The sequence below is a fragment of the uncultured Ellagibacter sp. genome, from assembly GCF_934636505.1.
Classification (GTDB): domain Bacteria; phylum Actinomycetota; class Coriobacteriia; order Coriobacteriales; family Eggerthellaceae; genus Ellagibacter.
On record NZ_CAKUAL010000054.1, the window covers coordinates 1 to 14,784 of the forward strand.

At 63.3% G+C, this 14,784-nt stretch carries 14 protein-coding genes; 2 read left to right on the forward strand and 12 right to left on the reverse strand.

What is annotated here, in order from left to right; translation table 11 throughout:
* Together Q0G18_RS06980 and Q0G18_RS06985 are read right to left on the reverse strand one after the other, a co-directional pair.
* Positions 1 to 699, reverse strand: a 699-nt coding sequence (locus tag Q0G18_RS06980) for an ABC transporter permease (RefSeq protein WP_297151232.1), incomplete at its 3' end; no start/stop codon positions are given.
* A gap of 13 nt (positions 700 to 712) precedes the next feature.
* The gene (locus tag Q0G18_RS06985) at positions 713 to 2,359 is read right to left on the reverse strand and encodes an ABC transporter substrate-binding protein (protein ID WP_297151235.1); all 1,647 of its coding nucleotides are present in this window, start codon (positions 2,357 to 2,359) and stop codon (positions 713 to 715) included.
* 248 nt (positions 2,360 to 2,607) lie between these two features.
* On the opposite strand from Q0G18_RS06985, the gene Q0G18_RS06990 reads away from it, so the two are divergent.
* Complete coding sequence (locus Q0G18_RS06990; protein ID WP_297151238.1) at positions 2,608 to 2,742, forward strand: hypothetical protein; 135 nt, start codon at positions 2,608 to 2,610, stop codon at positions 2,740 to 2,742.
* Here the strand turns inward: Q0G18_RS06990 and Q0G18_RS06995 are convergent.
* Together Q0G18_RS06995 and uvrA are read right to left on the reverse strand one after the other, a co-directional pair.
* A complete protein-coding gene (locus Q0G18_RS06995; protein ID WP_297151240.1) occupies positions 2,718 to 3,686 on the reverse strand; it encodes a DMT family transporter in 969 nt (322 codons plus the stop codon). The two genes, Q0G18_RS06990 and Q0G18_RS06995, sit on opposite strands and share 25 nt — an antisense overlap.
* The gene (uvrA, locus tag Q0G18_RS07000) at positions 3,676 to 6,573 is read right to left on the reverse strand and encodes an excinuclease ABC subunit UvrA (RefSeq protein ID WP_297151243.1); all 2,898 of its coding nucleotides are present in this window, start codon (positions 6,571 to 6,573) and stop codon (positions 3,676 to 3,678) included. The genes Q0G18_RS06995 and uvrA overlap by 11 nt, the downstream gene beginning before the upstream one ends.
* Before the next feature lie 288 nt (positions 6,574 to 6,861).
* On the opposite strand from uvrA, the gene Q0G18_RS07005 reads away from it, so the two are divergent.
* Positions 6,862 to 7,206, forward strand: coding sequence for a nitrous oxide-stimulated promoter family protein (locus Q0G18_RS07005; RefSeq protein WP_297151246.1), 345 nt, complete (start codon positions 6,862 to 6,864; stop codon positions 7,204 to 7,206).
* Positions 7,207 to 7,210: 4 nt separating this feature from the next.
* Here the strand turns inward: Q0G18_RS07005 and Q0G18_RS07010 are convergent, their stop codons facing one another.
* From Q0G18_RS07010 to Q0G18_RS07045, 8 genes are all read right to left on the reverse strand, one after another.
* The gene (locus Q0G18_RS07010; protein WP_297151248.1) at positions 7,211 to 8,197 is read right to left on the reverse strand and encodes a tyrosine recombinase; all 987 of its coding nucleotides are present in this window, start codon (positions 8,195 to 8,197) and stop codon (positions 7,211 to 7,213) included.
* 3 nt (positions 8,198 to 8,200) lie between these two features.
* The gene (trmFO, locus tag Q0G18_RS07015; RefSeq protein WP_297151250.1) at positions 8,201 to 9,589 is read right to left on the reverse strand and encodes a methylenetetrahydrofolate--tRNA-(uracil(54)-C(5))-methyltransferase (FADH(2)-oxidizing) TrmFO; all 1,389 of its coding nucleotides are present in this window, start codon (positions 9,587 to 9,589) and stop codon (positions 8,201 to 8,203) included.
* Between the two features lie 86 nt (positions 9,590 to 9,675).
* Positions 9,676 to 10,632 (reverse strand): DNA-processing protein DprA, encoded by a 957-nt coding sequence (gene dprA, locus Q0G18_RS07020; RefSeq protein ID WP_297151253.1) that lies wholly within the window; start codon positions 10,630 to 10,632, stop codon positions 9,676 to 9,678.
* A complete protein-coding gene (locus Q0G18_RS07025; RefSeq protein ID WP_297151256.1) occupies positions 10,629 to 12,179 on the reverse strand; it encodes a YifB family Mg chelatase-like AAA ATPase in 1,551 nt (516 codons plus the stop codon). Before Q0G18_RS07025 ends, dprA begins: the two co-directional genes overlap by 4 nt.
* On the reverse strand, positions 12,179 to 12,634 hold the full coding sequence (locus Q0G18_RS07030) for a YraN family protein (RefSeq protein ID WP_297151258.1): 456 nt from the start codon (positions 12,632 to 12,634) through the stop codon (positions 12,179 to 12,181). The genes Q0G18_RS07025 and Q0G18_RS07030 overlap by 1 nt, the downstream gene beginning before the upstream one ends.
* Before the next feature lie 289 nt (positions 12,635 to 12,923).
* Entirely contained in the window at positions 12,924 to 13,712 is a 789-nt protein-coding gene (locus Q0G18_RS07035; RefSeq protein WP_297151261.1) for a ribonuclease HII, read from the reverse strand.
* Between the two features lie 106 nt (positions 13,713 to 13,818).
* Positions 13,819 to 14,166 carry a 50S ribosomal protein L19 gene (gene rplS / locus Q0G18_RS07040; RefSeq protein WP_296058664.1) on the reverse strand — a complete coding sequence of 116 codons (348 nt, stop codon included), beginning with the start codon at positions 14,164 to 14,166 and terminating at the stop codon, positions 13,819 to 13,821.
* 205 nt (positions 14,167 to 14,371) lie between these two features.
* Complete coding sequence (locus Q0G18_RS07045) at positions 14,372 to 14,695, reverse strand: AzlD domain-containing protein (protein WP_297151264.1); 324 nt, start codon at positions 14,693 to 14,695, stop codon at positions 14,372 to 14,374.
* Between the last annotated feature and the right edge of the window lie 89 nt (positions 14,696 to 14,784).

Sequence of the window (14,784 nt, forward strand, 5' to 3'; positions counted from 1 at the left end):
CAATTCCGACTCGCCGCGCGCACGTGCGAAGCGCACGTCATCGCTTTCCAGCACGTCAACCACCTTCTCGCGCGTATGCAGCGCAATGTTTGCCACGCCCATAACCGAGAGGGTGAGTGCGGGAAGCACCAGATGGTGCGCCGCGTCGGCCAACGTCACGTCCGCCGCCGATACGCCGATGGGGACGGAGAACCCAATGGGGAACCACCCAAGCTGCACAGCGAAGATCATCAAGACGAGCAGACCCAGCCAAAATGTCGGGGTTGAGGCGAGAAGAAAGCAGTAGCTGCGCACCACGCGGTCGAGCGCGCCACCGCGGCGCGCACCGGCGGCAACACCGAGCGCGAACCCCAATACGCCACTGAGCAGCCACGCGATGCCCATGAGCGCCAGCGAGTTCGCCGCACGATGCGCGATGACCTCAGACACCGGCGCATTGAATCTCAGCGAGGTTCCCATGTCCCCCTGGAAAAGGGCACCTACCCAGTTGACGAAGCGTTCCCAAAACGGCACATCGCCGCCCCAGTAGCTTGCCAGCTGAGCGCGTTTCGCTTCTGACATGTTCACATAGGCAGCCTGCCCCACGTTCGCCTGCACGGGATCGATGGGCGAAACGCTTACCAGCGCGAACACCACCAAACCCACGGCGAGCATCAGCAGCGCAAACCGCACGATGTGTCGAGTAAGATACTTCGTCATAGAGAGCCGAGTCCTACCAGCTCCACTTGTCGACGTTGTTCACGATCGACCAGCCATGCCCATGCGGATGCGGCTTCTGGTCGGCGACTTTCAAGCCATCGGCAACAAAGTAGAGGTGGTCGACGTTGGCGAACCACACCCACGTGGCAGCGCCCTGCGGAGCCACGCCGTTCTCGCCATCCCACATGGCAAGCTTCCACTCGTCGTACGAATCGGCGATCACAGGGTTGGCCAGCGCGGCGTTCAGGTGCGCGTCCACCGCCGCGTTCTCGTAGCACGCGTAGTTGCCGTTGCCCGTCGAGTAGTTCAGGTTGTAGATCTCGATCGGGCTGTTCGAACCCCAGCCCCACACGACGGGGTCGCTGAACTGGTGTCGGTAGATGTCGTCCCAGCTTGCACCCTTCGGCGACACTTTAATGCCGAGTTCGCCCATCTGGTTGGCGAATTCCATGGCGATGGCCTGGCGCACCGAGTCGGACGCCGAATAGTACAAATCGAACGCGGCGGGCACGCCGTCCTTCGCCCGCACGCCATCGGACCCGAGCGCCCAACCCGCCTCGTCGAGCAGCGCCTTGGCGCGGGAGATATCCTGTTCGCATCGCATATCGTCCGATGACCAGGGCATATTGTCGCTCACGCTGTACGCGACCTCGCCATAGCCGTTCAAGACGTTGTCGATAAGCGTCTGACGGTTCACGCCGTAGTTGATGGCGCGGCGCAGCGCGAGGTCCTGCGTGACGTCGTTGCCTGCGGGGTACTCCTCGCCCGTCTGCTTCTTCGTAGCGCCCGCCGCGATGGTGGGAAGGGAGATGCCCCGCGAGTCGACCGATGCGCAGTTCAGCAGGTCGTAGCCCGTCGGCTGCTGGTCAGCGTAGGTGGCCACCGTGTAGGCAACGTCCACCTGGCCGGAGCGAGCCGCCGCAAGGCTTGCGTCCTCTTCCATGAACACCACCACGACGCGCTCGATCTTCGGGGCGTCGCCGTAATAGTCGGGATTGGCCTTCAGGATAACCTGCTGTCCGTGGTCCCATTGCTCCAGCATGTAGCGGCCGCTGCCGATCGGGTTGGTGCCGTAATCACTGCCGTGCCCACCATCAGGGACGATGCCGATAACGGCCAACGTGTACAGGAACGCATCGAAAGGCTTGTTCAGATGAATTTCACACGTTTCGTCGTCTACGACGACCGCCTTGTCCACCATAGTCAGATCGCATTCGCTGGCCTCGCTGTTCGCAACGCCGTTGATCGTGTAGGCCACATCATGCGCCGTGAGCGACTTGCCGTTGGTGAACTTCGCGTCCGTGCGAATGGTGAACGTCCACATGAGGCCGTCGTCACTACAGGAGTACGCCGTCGCGAGGTCGTTTTCGAAGCCCATATCGGCCGTCGTGGTCAGAAGCGTGGACTGGATAAGCGGCTCATGCACATGCTCGCCGCAGCCCCAGGAGACGAACGGGTCGAAGCCAGCGGCGGGTTCGCTGCTCACGGGCATGGATACCGTAACCTGGGAAGCGCGCTCTTCGCCCTTTGAAGCGCTGCCGGCATCCGAGTTGTCCGTGTTCGAGTTGCTCGCGCATGCGCCGAGCACGCCGCCGAAGCCCACCGCAGCCGCGCTCACGCCTGCCGCCTGCAAAAACGTTCGCCTTGAGAAGCTTTTCATCGAGTTGTCCTTTCATCGGCCAAGCAGAGCGCGCAGCTGATGCGTTTTCGGCGCACGTGCTTAGTGTTACGGGATACAAATCTGTAACACACTATAACAGACAGAACGGGTTTTCAGTGTTACGAAAGAAAGAATCGTAACTCCATTATGCGAACGGTCTCGATATTGAGGCGCACGGCAGGAAACCCCGCAGCGAGGTGGAGAGCGGTGGGAAACCCCGCAAGCTGGATGAGAGGCGTGCATTCCTCATGCTATTCGCCGATTGGCTTCGCGGCCCTCCCCGAAAGCTCGGCTTCAACGACCCGCGCTACCTGATCACCAACAAGACGCCGGTGACCGAGAGCTCAACTTCAATCGTTTATGCGTCCGCGTCCGAAGGCTGAGCCCCATCCGCCTGCACGCCCCCACTCGAGGGCTCCACCTCGCGAGGCGCTTTCTCCTCGCGCTGCGTCACGAGCAGCACCATGATCACGATGAGCGCGCAGCCAGCGATATCGAAGGGGGTGATGGGCGTTCCGAGCCAGAGCGTGGAGAACGCCGTCGCCGCAACCGGCTCGATACTGCCGACAAGCCCCGCGCGCATGGGGCCCGCGAGCTTCACGCCCTGCAAGAACAGCAGGTAGGCGAAGAACGTGCCGATAATCACCAGCGCCGCCATGGCAGCGACGATGCCGGGGGTCACGTCAACGTGCATGTTCCACGGCTGCACGACGACGTTGGCGATGACAGCCGCCATCGTCATGGAGACCGTCGTGGTGACGACGCTTCCCCACCGCTCAAGCAAGCGCACTGGCATCATCGTGTAGAAGACGAGCGCGCACGCAGACGCCGCACCCCACATGAGCGCCTCGGCGGGGATGGCAAGCGTGCCGAGGTTTCCCTTGGTCGCGATGCAAACCGTGCCGACGATGGCCAAAACGACGCCTAAAAGCTCGCGGCGCATCGGGGCGCGGCGAGCTTTAACGCAGGTGATGAGCATGATGAGGATGAGGCCGCATCGCTCGAACACGGTTGCCGTGCCCGCATTGCTGACAGAGATGCACCCCTGGTAGCACACCTGGACAAGCAACACGCCGAAGATGGAGAACGCAAGAAGGCGCCCCAACTCGCTGGGCTGCTTGAGCAGGCTTAGGAGCTGATCGCGATGAGTTACCGTGCAAAAGACCAGGTAGAGCAACGATGCGAACACAAGGCGCACGCACACGTTCCACGCTAAGGGGACACCGTAGATATCCATGAGCAGCTGCGCGCACGTGCCGGAAAAGCCCCAGCATATGGCGCCGCTCGCCGTGAGCAGAACGCCCTTCGCGACCGAGCTACCCCGCATGATCGCCCAACATCTTCTTGAGGAACTTTCCGGTAAAGCTGCCTTCCACCTGCGCCACCTCTTCCGGCGTACCGGTGGCGATGATAGTTCCGCCCCGCTCGCCTCCCTCGGGGCCCAAGTCGACGATATGATCGGCGGACTTGATGACGTCGAGGTTGTGCTCGATGACAAGCACCGTGTTGCCGGCGTCGACCAAGCGCTGCAGTACGACGAGCAGCTGGCGCACGTCTTCGAAGTGCAGGCCCGTCGTCGGCTCGTCGAGGATGTAGAACGTCTTTCCCGTGGATCGCTTCTGAAGCTCGCTCGCAAGCTTGACGCGCTGGGCCTCGCCGCCCGAAAGGGTCGTTGCGGCTTGCCCGAGGCGGATGTAGCCGAGTCCCACGTCGAACAGCGTCTGGAGCTTGCGCTTGATGCCGGGGATGTGTTCGAAGAACGCAAGCGCATCCTCGACCGTCATGTCGAGGACCTCGGCGATGTTCTTCCCACGATAGGTGACCTGGAGCGTCTCGCGGTTGTAGCGCTTCCCCCCACAAACCTCGCAGGGAACGTACACGTCGGGAAGGAAGTGCATCTCGATTTTGATCTGGCCGTCGCCCTTGCAGGCCTCGCAGCGGCCCCCGCTCACGTTGAAGCTGAAGCGGCCCGGGGCGTATCCGCGCGCCTTCGCCTCCTGCGTCGAGGAGAACAGGGCGCGGATGTCGTCCCACAACCCGATGTAGGTGGCGGGGTTGCTGCGCGGCGTTCGGCCGATGGGGCTCTGATCGATGTTGATGACCTTGTCGATCGACTCGAGCCCGGTGATCTTGCGGTACGCACCCGTGCGCCGGTGCGCGTGGTTCACGCGGTTGGCCAGGGCAGGCGCGAGCGTGTCGGTGATAAGCGAGCTTTTACCCGAGCCGGATACGCCGGTGATCACGGTGAGCGTGCCGATGGGCACCTCGAGCGTGACGTTTTTCAGGTTGTTCTCCGAGGCACCCGTCATCTTGAGGGCCCCCCGCTTGGGATGGCGACGAGTCTGCGGCACCTCGATCTTGCGACGGCCCGACAAATAGTCCGCCGTAAGGGAGCGCTTCGCCTTCACGATCTGGGCAGGAGTTCCCGCCGCGACCACTTCCCCGCCGCGCTCGCCCGCGCCCGGCCCCATGTCGACCACGAAATCGGCGCTGCGGATGGTATCCTCGTCGTGCTCGACCACGACGACGGTGTTGCCGAGGTCGCGCAGATGCTCCAGCGTGGCGATAAGCCGCTCGTTATCGCGCTGATGCAAGCCGATCGAAGGTTCGTCCAAGATATAGAGCACGCCCATGAGCCCTGCGCCGATCTGCGTGGCAAGGCGGATGCGCTGGGCCTCGCCGCCCGACAGCGTGGCGGTGGCGCGCTCGAGCGTCAGGTAGTCGAGTCCCACGTCCACGAGGAATTTCAGTCGCGCCTTGATTTCCTTCACGATGGGCCCCGCGATGCGCTCGGCCTGGCCCGAGAACGAAAGGCCGTTGAAGAACGCATAGGAATCGGCGGCTGACATCTCCGTCACATCGTGGATGGACTTGCCGCCCACGGTGACAGCGAGGATTTCGGGCTTCAGGCGCTTGCCGTGGCAGGTTTGGCAGGGCACCGTCGCGAAATACTGCTCAAGGCGCTCGCGCTGCGTGTCGGTCTGCGCCTCCTGGTAGCGGCGCATGACCGCGGCGAGCACGCCTTCCCACTCGATGTACCAGTACGTCTCGCGGCCATCGACCGTGACGTAGTCGACGCGCACCTTCTCCTTGCCGAGGCCCGACATGATAGCCTTCTGCGCGCGGCGCGGCATGTCCTCCCATGGCGTGGACGAGTCGACGCCCATGTGCGCCGCGACCGCCTTGATGACCTGCGGATAGTAGTTCCCCGTGCGAAACGGCGCAATGACGCCCTCATCGAGGGAAAGCGACGGGTCGGGCACCACGAGCGAGGGGTCGACCTCGTCGCGGCTGCCGATGCCCAGGCAGTCGGGGCAGGCGCCGTAGGGTGCGTTGAAGGAAAAGTCGCGCGGCTGCAGCTCGTCCATGGAATGACCGTGTTCGGGACAGGCGAGCGCGAGCGAGAAGAGGTGTTCCCCTGCGCCGAGCCCACCCGTAGCGCCGCTCGACGTACCGCCCGCCTCGCCCTGGGGCTTGCCGTCGGGGCCGAGCACCTGGACGAGCACGCGCCCCTCGGCAAGCTTCGTTGCGTTCTCCACCGACTCGGCGATGCGGGTCGTGGCGGATTTCTTCAGCACGACGCGGTCGACGACAACATCGATGAAGTGCTTGATCTTCTTGTTCAAGGTGATGGGCTCGCCCGTGAGCTTCACGATCTCGCCGTCGATGCGAACGCGGGAGAAGCCCTCCTTCGCAAGGTCGGCGAAGAGCTTCGTGAACTCGCCCTTGCGGCCCGCGACTACGGGCGCCATGATGATCGCACGAGTGCTTTCATCGGCGGCGAGCGCGAGGATATCGTCGGTCACCTGGTCGGTCGTCTGCTTCTTGATGACACGCCCGCACTCCGGGCAATGCGGAACGCCCACGCGCGCGAAGAGAAGGCGCAGGTAATCGTAGATTTCCGTTGTGGTGCCCACGGTGGAGCGCGGGTTTTTCGAGGTGGTCTTCTGGTCGATGGAAACCGCCGGGGACAAGCCGTCGATGCTGTCGAGGTCGGGCTTGCTCATCTGGCCCAGGAACATACGCGCATAGCTCGAAAGGCTTTCCACGTAGCGGCGCTGGCCCTCAGCGTACATGGTGTCGAAGGCAAGGCTTGACTTGCCCGAGCCCGAAAGGCCGGTTATGACGACCAGCTTGTCGCGCGGGATTTCCAGATCGACGTTTTTGAGGTTATGCTCGCGAGCGCCCTTGATGACGATCGAGTTCTGTCCCATGTTCCCTCATCTTCTCATAGTTATCCGTGTAGCCGATCGATTGTATCGCAGCGCGCGCGAGGCCATCAATGAGAAAACATCTGTTCGCTAAAACGGCACAGGATGTTCGACGGGCGGAACGCGGTCGCGCCGCCTTAGACGAGGCGTAGCCGCACCACCTTAGACGAGGCGTAGCCGCACCACCCTCGGCGAGCCTCCCAAGCCTTGCAGGCACGTGAGGGAACCACAAGTCCCGCTTCCCCGATGGAGTTCCCTTGATGCCGCATTCCGTTTGCTACACTGTTAGCCATGGAAGACACACCGAAAACCCGAAAACGGCGAGAGCGCGAGAAGCGGACGATTTCCCAGATGGTCGCGCTATACTGCGCCGCAAACCACAAAGATGAGCCGCATGAGGCCCGTGCAGTATGCGGGAAGCCCCTGTGCGCCGCATGCGCCGAGCTCGATGCGTACTGCGCGAAGCGCACGGAGCGTTGCTTGAAGATGCACGAGAAGAAGGATTGCAACTCGTGCCCCATCCACTGCTACGCGCCTGCGAAGCGCGAGGCGATTCGCGCCGTCATGCGCTTCTCAGGCCCGCGCATGCTCTTCACCCACCCCGTCGCCGCCTTTCGCCACCTTCTGGGAAAATGACGTACTAACGAGGAAACGCCTGGTCATGCACCTTCTTTAGCCGCTCAACCGAAAGGTGCGTGTACACCTGTGTGGTGGAAAGCTGGGCATGCCCGAGCATTTCTTGGACACTGCGCAAGTCAGCACCGCCGTTGAGAAGATCGGTCGCGAAGGTATGGCGCATGTCGTGCGGCGACAGGGAGTCGTCAAGCCCCGCCTCGCGCACCGTCGCCTTGAACATCTTGCGCATCGCATCGGTCTTCATCTGGTTGCCGCGCGTCGACACAAAAAAGTACGGGCACTCCTTGCCGTCGAGCAGCTTCGGGCGCGCCACGAGCGCGTACCGTCTGAGGGCGTTCACGGCCAAATCGTGCAAGGGAACGATGCGCTCCTTCGAGCCCTTGCCGAACAGGCGCGCCTGACCCTCGTCGAAGTCGATATTAACTGCGAGCAGGCCCGATGTCTCGGAAATGCGCGCACCGCACGCGTAGAGGAATTCGAGTATCGCCTGGTCGCGCATGTCGGTGAGCGACTGCTCGCGGGGGCGCCCCTTCAAATCGCACGAAGCATGGACCGACAGCAGGCGTGCCATATCGCGCGGGCGAAGAACCTGCGGGAGGTGTTTTCCGCTCTTCGGCCCGATGAGCGCGCTCGCCGGGTTGGCGTCCACACGGCCGGTCACATTTAGCCAGCGGAAAAACGTGCGCAGCGCCGAAAGACGACGGTTGACCGTCCTGCGCGAATAGCGCGCCGCATCGAGCTGGGCCAGATAGCGCCGCAGGTCCCGATGGCTTGCATGAAGCGCATCGAGCTTCTCGCGATAAGCCCACCGGCCGTAGTCCCCTAAGTCGGTCCGATAGGCGCGAACGGTGTTGGCAGACGCGTTGCGCTCTGCAACGAGCGCGGCGCAGAAATCGTCGATGGCGCACACGACAGCGGCGTCAATCTGCTGCTCTTCGGCGACGACGTCATCGCCCGCTTTCGAGGAAGATCGTTTGTTTTCCTCAGCCATGGACTACCGCTCGCCCCCCTCTTCCGAAGGCAGGAGCCCGCGCTGGCGCAGCTGGCCGCAATAGCCTGCAAGCGCCTCGGACCCGCGGCGTGTGTAGGCCGCATAGCGCTCGCGCTTGTTGCGGATTCGCTCGTCAAGCGGACGCATGATGCCGAAGTTGACGTGCATCGGCTGATACCCCGTCGTCTGAGGGTCGGTCGCGTAGCCCATAAGCGCGCCGAACGCCGTATCCTCGGGAAGAGGAAGCGGCTTCTCGCCCGAAAGCTCTGCCGCGACGGCGAGCGCCGCATGGAGCCCCGAGCGAATGGCCTCGCAATAGCCCTCCGTGCCGGCGAGCTGCCCCGCCACATGGACGGGAACGCTCCACCGCGCCTCTATTTCCGGACGGAACCGCAGGTTGGAGTCGAGAAGCGAGGGCGCGTTGATGAAGGTGTTGCGGTGCATGACCCCATAGCGCGCAAACTCGGCGCCTTCGAGTCCCGGAATCATGCGGAACACGCGTCGCTGCTCGGGAAACGTGAGGTTCGTCTGGAAACCGACGAGGTTATAGCTTTCCCCATGGGCGTCCTCGGCGCGAAGCTGAAGCGCCGCCCAAGGCCTGCGGCCCGTGCGCGGGTCGGTGAGCCCCACGGGCTTCAAGGCGCCGAACCGGGGCGCGTCGATTCCCGTACGGGCGATCTCCTCGATCGGCTGGCACGCCTGGAAGAGATCCTTCGACTCGAATTCCCGCTTGATCACACGCTCAGCTCCGATGAGCTCATGGGCGAAGGCCTCATATTCCTCCTTGCTGAACGGAGCGTTCAGGTAATCACCCGTGCCCTCCTCGTAGCGGCTTTGGGAGAAGAGCTTCTCGCGATCGAGGGACTCTGCCATGACGACGGGCGCCGCTGCGTCGAAGAAGGCCAGGTTGTCCGCGCCCGTTGCCTCGCACAGCGACTGCGCCAAATCGCCCTCGGTCAAGGGCCCGGTAGCAACGATGAGCGCATCGACTCCCACCGCCTCCTCATCGATGCTCCTCGCGCGGCGCCGGGAGATCTCGATGAGGGGGTGGGCGCAAAGGCGCGCCGTCACCTCACTCGAGAAAGCGTCACGGTCGACGGCGAGCGCGCCGCCTGCGGCCACCCGGTTGCGCGTCGCGATGTCGATGAGGTGCGACCCGAGCGCGGAGAGCTCCGCCTTGAGCATTCCCGCAGCGCTGTCGGGATTAGTGCTCTTAAGCGAGTTCGAGCACACGAGCTCTGCGGCGTTGCCGGTTTTGTGCACGGCGGTGCCCACCTCGGGGCGCATCTCGACGAGCTCCACGCGAATGCCGCGATCGGCAAGCTGGAGCGCCGCCTCGCTACCTGCGAGCCCTGCGCCTAAGACGCGCACCACACGTTGACTATCGCCCATCGGTTCCTCCTCGAAAGCAAAAGGCAGCGGGCGAAAGACCCGGCCTGTAAGTGCAAAAGAGCGGGCACGGCGCCCGCGTCGTGAGATTATACCAGAGGGCGCACCACTGGCCCGAAGCGCCCGTCGGGATAACGCTGCACCTCCCCCTCCTGCTCGAGCTTTGCCAAGCGCAGCATGAGCCAGACCCACGGGTCCTCGCCCGCAGGCGCGCACTCTTGCGCGATGTCGCGAAGCTTCTCCATCCCCAAAGGCTCGGCCCGAAGCGCAGCGACGAGGGGATCGGCGGCCTGACGGCTCGTCAACGCAACACCCTCCGCGCCCTCGCCTGGGTAGGTCTCCTGCCGCAAGCATCCGTAGATACTGAAAAGGGCATCGAGAAACGTATCGTCGTCGATAATGGGCACCGCCCCTTGCGAGATCAGGCGATTCGCCCCGCGAGACGACGCCGAGGTTATCGACCCGGGCACAGCGAGAACCTCGCTTCCCGCCGCGAGCGCCTCGTCAGCGGTGGAGAAGGTGCCCGACGGCAATCCCGCCTCAACGATGAGCGTTGCCGCCGATAAACTCGCGATGAGGCGATTTCTTGCGCGGAAGGCGTACGGCACCGGCGGGAACGTCCAGTCGCGCTCGGAGGCGACAGCGCCCCCGCTGTCGATGATCGACTGGAAGAGCGCAGCGTTCTCGGCCGGGTAGATGCGATCGCAGCCGCCTCCGAGAAACGCCACCGTCGGCGCGCCTTTGGCAATCGCCGCGCGATGTGCCTCGGAATCGCATCCGCGCGCCCCGCCCGACACGATGGCAAGACCCCGCTCAGCGGCAAGCGTCGAGAAGCGCCGCGCGCATCCGCGCCCGTAGGGTGTCGCCTTGCGGGCGCCCACGACAGAGAGTGAAGGCATCCGCAAGACCGCAGTGTTACCGATCACATACAGGCGATCGGGAGGCGATCCACATCGCAAAAGGCGCTCGGGATAGTCTTCGCTCCCCCGCTCGACGACCGATTTCGGTCCGGAGAGCACCGCAGTCTGCGCAGCTGTCGCGCTCATGCGCCCACCCCTTCCCTTACCCGAAAACTGAGCGCCTCGCACAGATGCGTCATCAGCACCTCGTGGGATTCCTCCATATCGGCAATGGTGCGCGCGACGGAGAGGGTGCGCATGATGGCGCGGCCGCTCATGTTGTGGGCTTTCGCGGACTGCTCGAAGAACTCGCGGTTCGGCTCGGAAAGATGGCAATCGCGCACCAGGTCGGCCGGCCGCCTTGGTCCCGGCGCAGCCGAATCGCGCGACGCGGCCCCATCGGGAGAATCGGATGCCGATACGCGAGCCCCCGCGTCGTGCAGCGACCTCCACCGCGCGAACTCCCTCGCCTTCAGCACCCCTTCCCGAAGCGTCTCCGACGACGTTCCCGACCCCGTCGCGATCACGTCGCTTGGAGGAATCCTCTGAACATCGAGATGCAGATCAATTCGATCCATGAGCGGACCCCCTATGCGTCCTTGGTAGGTCTTCACCTGGGTAAGCGTGCACGTGCATGCGGTCTCCTCGTCGCCCAGATGACCGCACGGGCAAGGGTTCGACGCCGCGACTAGCATGAATCGCGCGGGGAACGTGACCGTGCCGTCGGCGCGGGTGAGCCTGACCTCCCCGGTTTCCATCGGCTGGCGGATGCCCTGCAGAACCGAGCTCTTGAACTCGGAGAGCTCATCGAGGAAGAGCACGCCGTTGTGCGCGAGCGTGATCTCGCCCGGGCGTATCGGGGACCCTCCCCCGACCAGCCCCGCGAGCGAGGCCGAGTGGTGGGGCTTGCGAAACGGCCGCACCCCCGAGAGAATCGGCGCGACCGATTCCCCCGCCACCGAGTGGATAAGGGCGGTTTCGAGCGCCTCGTCCTGCGAGAGGGGCGGCAAAAGAGAGGGCAGCCGCGAGGCAAGCATGGTCTTGCCCGACCCAGGAGGCCCCATCATGAGCACCCCGTGCCTTCCCGCAGCTGCTATCTGCAGGGCGCGCTTGGCGACCTCGTGCCCCGCGACGTCGCGGAAATCGAGATCGCACGCCGCGCTTTCAGGTACAAGGGGCGAGAGCAAGGGCAAGTCAGCTGCCGCGCGCATCCCGCCGAGGAATCGCAGGCCGTACTGGGCGAGCCCATCGACGCTCACCGTTTCGCCGTCCTCGGCACACACAAGCGAGCAACCCCTCTTCTTGGCGCACAGCGCGAAGGCGAGCGATCCCGCCACGCCGCGCACGAAGCCCTCAAGCGAAAGCTCCCCGACGAACAGGCGGTTCTCGATGCAGGCACGATCGATTTGACCCGTGGCAGCCAAAAGCGCGACGGCGATGGGCAGATCGAGGCCCGAGCCGGTCTTTCTCAGAGAGCTTGGCGCAAGGTTAACGACGATTTTGTCGCTCGGCATCTGGAACCCGCTTGACCGAAGGGCGGCCCGCACGCGCTCACGCGCCTCTTGGACCGAAGCGTCGCCCATGCCCACGATAGAGAAGCCCGGAAGCCCGTTTGACACCGCAACCTCGACGTCAACGGGTATCGCCTCGACCCCGCGCAGCGTCGCGCCGAGCACCGTGCATCGACCGTACATTACCAACCAACCCCGAACGCGTCGATATGGTGGCGGATAAACGCGCGGTCGGGTCCGATAAGGGTGAGCGCGACGACGTCGAAGCGGACCGGCACGTCGGTCACCTCGGAATGTTCAAGGTACAGGCAGGCAATCTTCTCGTAACGCGCGCGCTTCTCCTTGGTGACGGCCTCCCCGGGAAGGCCGTTTGCGGCGCTCGTCCTGGTTTTCACCTCCACGAACACGATGGTGTCCCCATCGAAGGCGATGATGTCCGCTTCCCCAGCTATGCAGGTCCAATTGCGCTCGACAATGTCGTAGCCGCGCCTCACGAGATAGCGTGCGGCCGCCTCCTCGCCCTTGCGGCCGAGGTCTTTGTTGTGCATGTTCTTCTTGCTCGATGGGCCCTTTTTGGGCTTGCGCTGCTTCGGGGCGGAATCCTCTTCGAGCGCGCAAGCGGCAGGTCGGTTCGTCATGATGGTGCTCCTTTCTCGGGGACGGAGCACCATCATAGAGACGCATTCTGCCAGAACATGCACAGGGTCCTTGCCGATTCCTTACGCCTAAGGTGGCAATCCGCGGCAGCGAATGCCAAGGAAAGGAGCCGAATCCACGTTGCAAATTCGCCGCAAAGGAGAAAAAACCTGGCGCAATATCGCCCGCAAATCGCAAAAACCTGGCAGGAACCTGGCAAGGACCAGGCAGCGATTCGCCTCATCGGCGTCGAAAGTCGCAGTCGTTCGCCAAAAGCGGCGGAAAACCTCACTAGAACAGCGTTTGCTGCGTGAACGCCGTGCAGAAGCTCTTGCGGTGAATGGGGCATAAGCCCACGCGCTCGATGGCGTCGATGTGGGCTTGACTTGCATACCCCTTGTTCTCGGCAAAGTGATACTCGGGATAGCTCTCTGCATAGCGGCACATGAGCGCATCCCTCTCGACTTTCGCCACGATGGAAGCCGCCGCAATCGACGCGCATTTGCCGTCGCCCTTCACGACATTGATCTCGCGCGGATCGAGATGCAGCGGATTGCCGTCGAGGAGTATGACATCGGGGCGCACGTCCGCTTGCTCGATTGCCTTAACAGCGCTCGAGAACGCAAGCCTGAGCGACGCCGTCATGCCGTGGTCATCGATGTAGGAGGGCTCGATGTAGTGCACGTCCCAGGCGAGCGCGACCCGCTTCACCTCCGTCGCGATGCGCTCGCGATCGGCAGGCTTCACCTGCTTGGAATCGTTCAGGCCCGCAATCTTCGGGCCAGCAGGCAAGACGACGGCGCCGACCGCCAGGGGCCCCGCAAGCGGGCCGCGACCCACCTCGTCGAGCCCGACCACGACAGCATGGGGATTCTCCCCGCACAGCGAGCGCTCAAAAGAATACATCGAGGCCAAGCGCGCCTCCTCGTCGGCCTCAGCCTGAAGGCGCCTCTTCGCCACGGAAAGCGCGCTTCGAACGCCCTTGCGCTCATCGGCGACGAGCGCGCGCTCGAGCACGGCAAACTCCTCCGCATCGGCCTCGGAAAGCCTCTTCTTTATCTCGGCGACCGTCACGCCCATGAGAGTCTCCTTTGAACTTCCGCGCCCCTGCGCACACGCGCCGTGGCCACGATACAAGAAAAGGCCCCGAAGGGCCTTTTCGATGGATGCAAACGAAGTGTTCGCCTTAGCGGAACGACTTCTCCTTGATTTTCGCAGCCTTGCCAACCTTCTTGCGGAGGTAGTACAGCTTGGCGCGACGCACGTCACCACGGCGGGTGATCTCAATCTTGTCGATCTTGGGGGAGTGAACCGGGAAGGTACGCTCGACGCCCACGGAGAAGCTGATCTTGCGAACGGTAAAGGTCTCGCGGCAGGAAGCACCATGACGGCGGATGACGTCGCCCTGGAACACCTGGATACGCTCGCGGTTGCCTTCGACGATGCGGTAGTGGACCTTCACGTTGTCGCCCACTTTGAAATCAGGGAGGTCCTGCTTGATTTGCTGCTGCTCGATAGCGCGAATGATGTCCATCTTCGTTTCCTTCTATGCTCTCTTTTGAAACCGTTTTTGTACATATCGGTGTAAAGACACAGTTGGACATTATACTGCGCACGTTAACCAAGCGCAATAGCATTGCACTTGAAATTCGACGAGTTTCCGAGAGAGGTCCTGGACTGCTCTTCTTAACGAAGCGTCGTATACATCCCGGTCTTTACGTTGATACTTTTCACTCTCGCTAAATGAGCGTGAGCAAGGCATAGGATACCACACCTGCCACCGCACAGCCAAGAAGTGATTTCGTCCTCCACGCCACCACCACGACTACGGCGCTCGCTACCAGGGGCATAGCCGCAGGCCATATACCAGAAGCGAACATTCCGGGCGAGAGCAGGTCGTTCGCGACGAGCGCGGCAAACGCCGCCGAGGGGATGAAGCCAAGCGCGCGCTCGACGGCGTCGGGCAAGGAGCGCCCCTTCAGAAGAAAGAGCGGCAGCACGCGGCAGGCGAGCATCGTCACCATGCACGACCCCAAGACGATGAAGTACTCCCCCCACGTCATTCGCGCTCACCCCCCTTCTGGCCAGCGCCTTCCCCACCGGCGCACGCCCCCTCGATGCGAGCCTCGAGCGCCGCACTCTCGCGAGTGCG

Coding starts and splice junctions, on each gene's coding strand:
- Q0G18_RS07025 (WP_297151256.1), bottom strand. CDS start 12,179: ATGTACGGTCGATGCACGGTGCTCGGCGCGACGCTGCGCGGGGTCGAG.
- trmFO (WP_297151250.1), bottom strand. CDS start 9,589: ATGGGCGATAGTCAACGTGTGGTGCGCGTCTTAGGCGCAGGGCTCGCA.
- dprA (WP_297151253.1), bottom strand. CDS start 10,632: ATGAGCGCGACAGCTGCGCAGACTGCGGTGCTCTCCGGACCGAAATCG.
- Q0G18_RS06985 (WP_297151235.1), bottom strand. CDS start 2,359: ATGAAAAGCTTCTCAAGGCGAACGTTTTTGCAGGCGGCAGGCGTGAGC.
- Q0G18_RS07005 (WP_297151246.1), top strand. CDS start 6,862: ATGGAAGACACACCGAAAACCCGAAAACGGCGAGAGCGCGAGAAGCGG.
- Q0G18_RS07030 (WP_297151258.1), bottom strand. CDS start 12,634: ATGACGAACCGACCTGCCGCTTGCGCGCTCGAAGAGGATTCCGCCCCG.
- Q0G18_RS06995 (WP_297151240.1), bottom strand. CDS start 3,686: ATGCGGGGTAGCTCGGTCGCGAAGGGCGTTCTGCTCACGGCGAGCGGC.
- Q0G18_RS06990 (WP_297151238.1), top strand. CDS start 2,608: ATGCTATTCGCCGATTGGCTTCGCGGCCCTCCCCGAAAGCTCGGCTTC.
- uvrA (WP_297151243.1), bottom strand. CDS start 6,573: ATGGGACAGAACTCGATCGTCATCAAGGGCGCTCGCGAGCATAACCTC.
- Q0G18_RS07010 (WP_297151248.1), bottom strand. CDS start 8,197: ATGGCTGAGGAAAACAAACGATCTTCCTCGAAAGCGGGCGATGACGTC.
- rplS (WP_296058664.1), bottom strand. CDS start 14,166: ATGGACATCATTCGCGCTATCGAGCAGCAGCAAATCAAGCAGGACCTC.
- Q0G18_RS07035 (WP_297151261.1), bottom strand. CDS start 13,712: ATGGGCGTGACGGTCGCCGAGATAAAGAAGAGGCTTTCCGAGGCCGAT.
- Q0G18_RS07045 (WP_297151264.1), bottom strand. CDS start 14,695: ATGACGTGGGGGGAGTACTTCATCGTCTTGGGGTCGTGCATGGTGACG.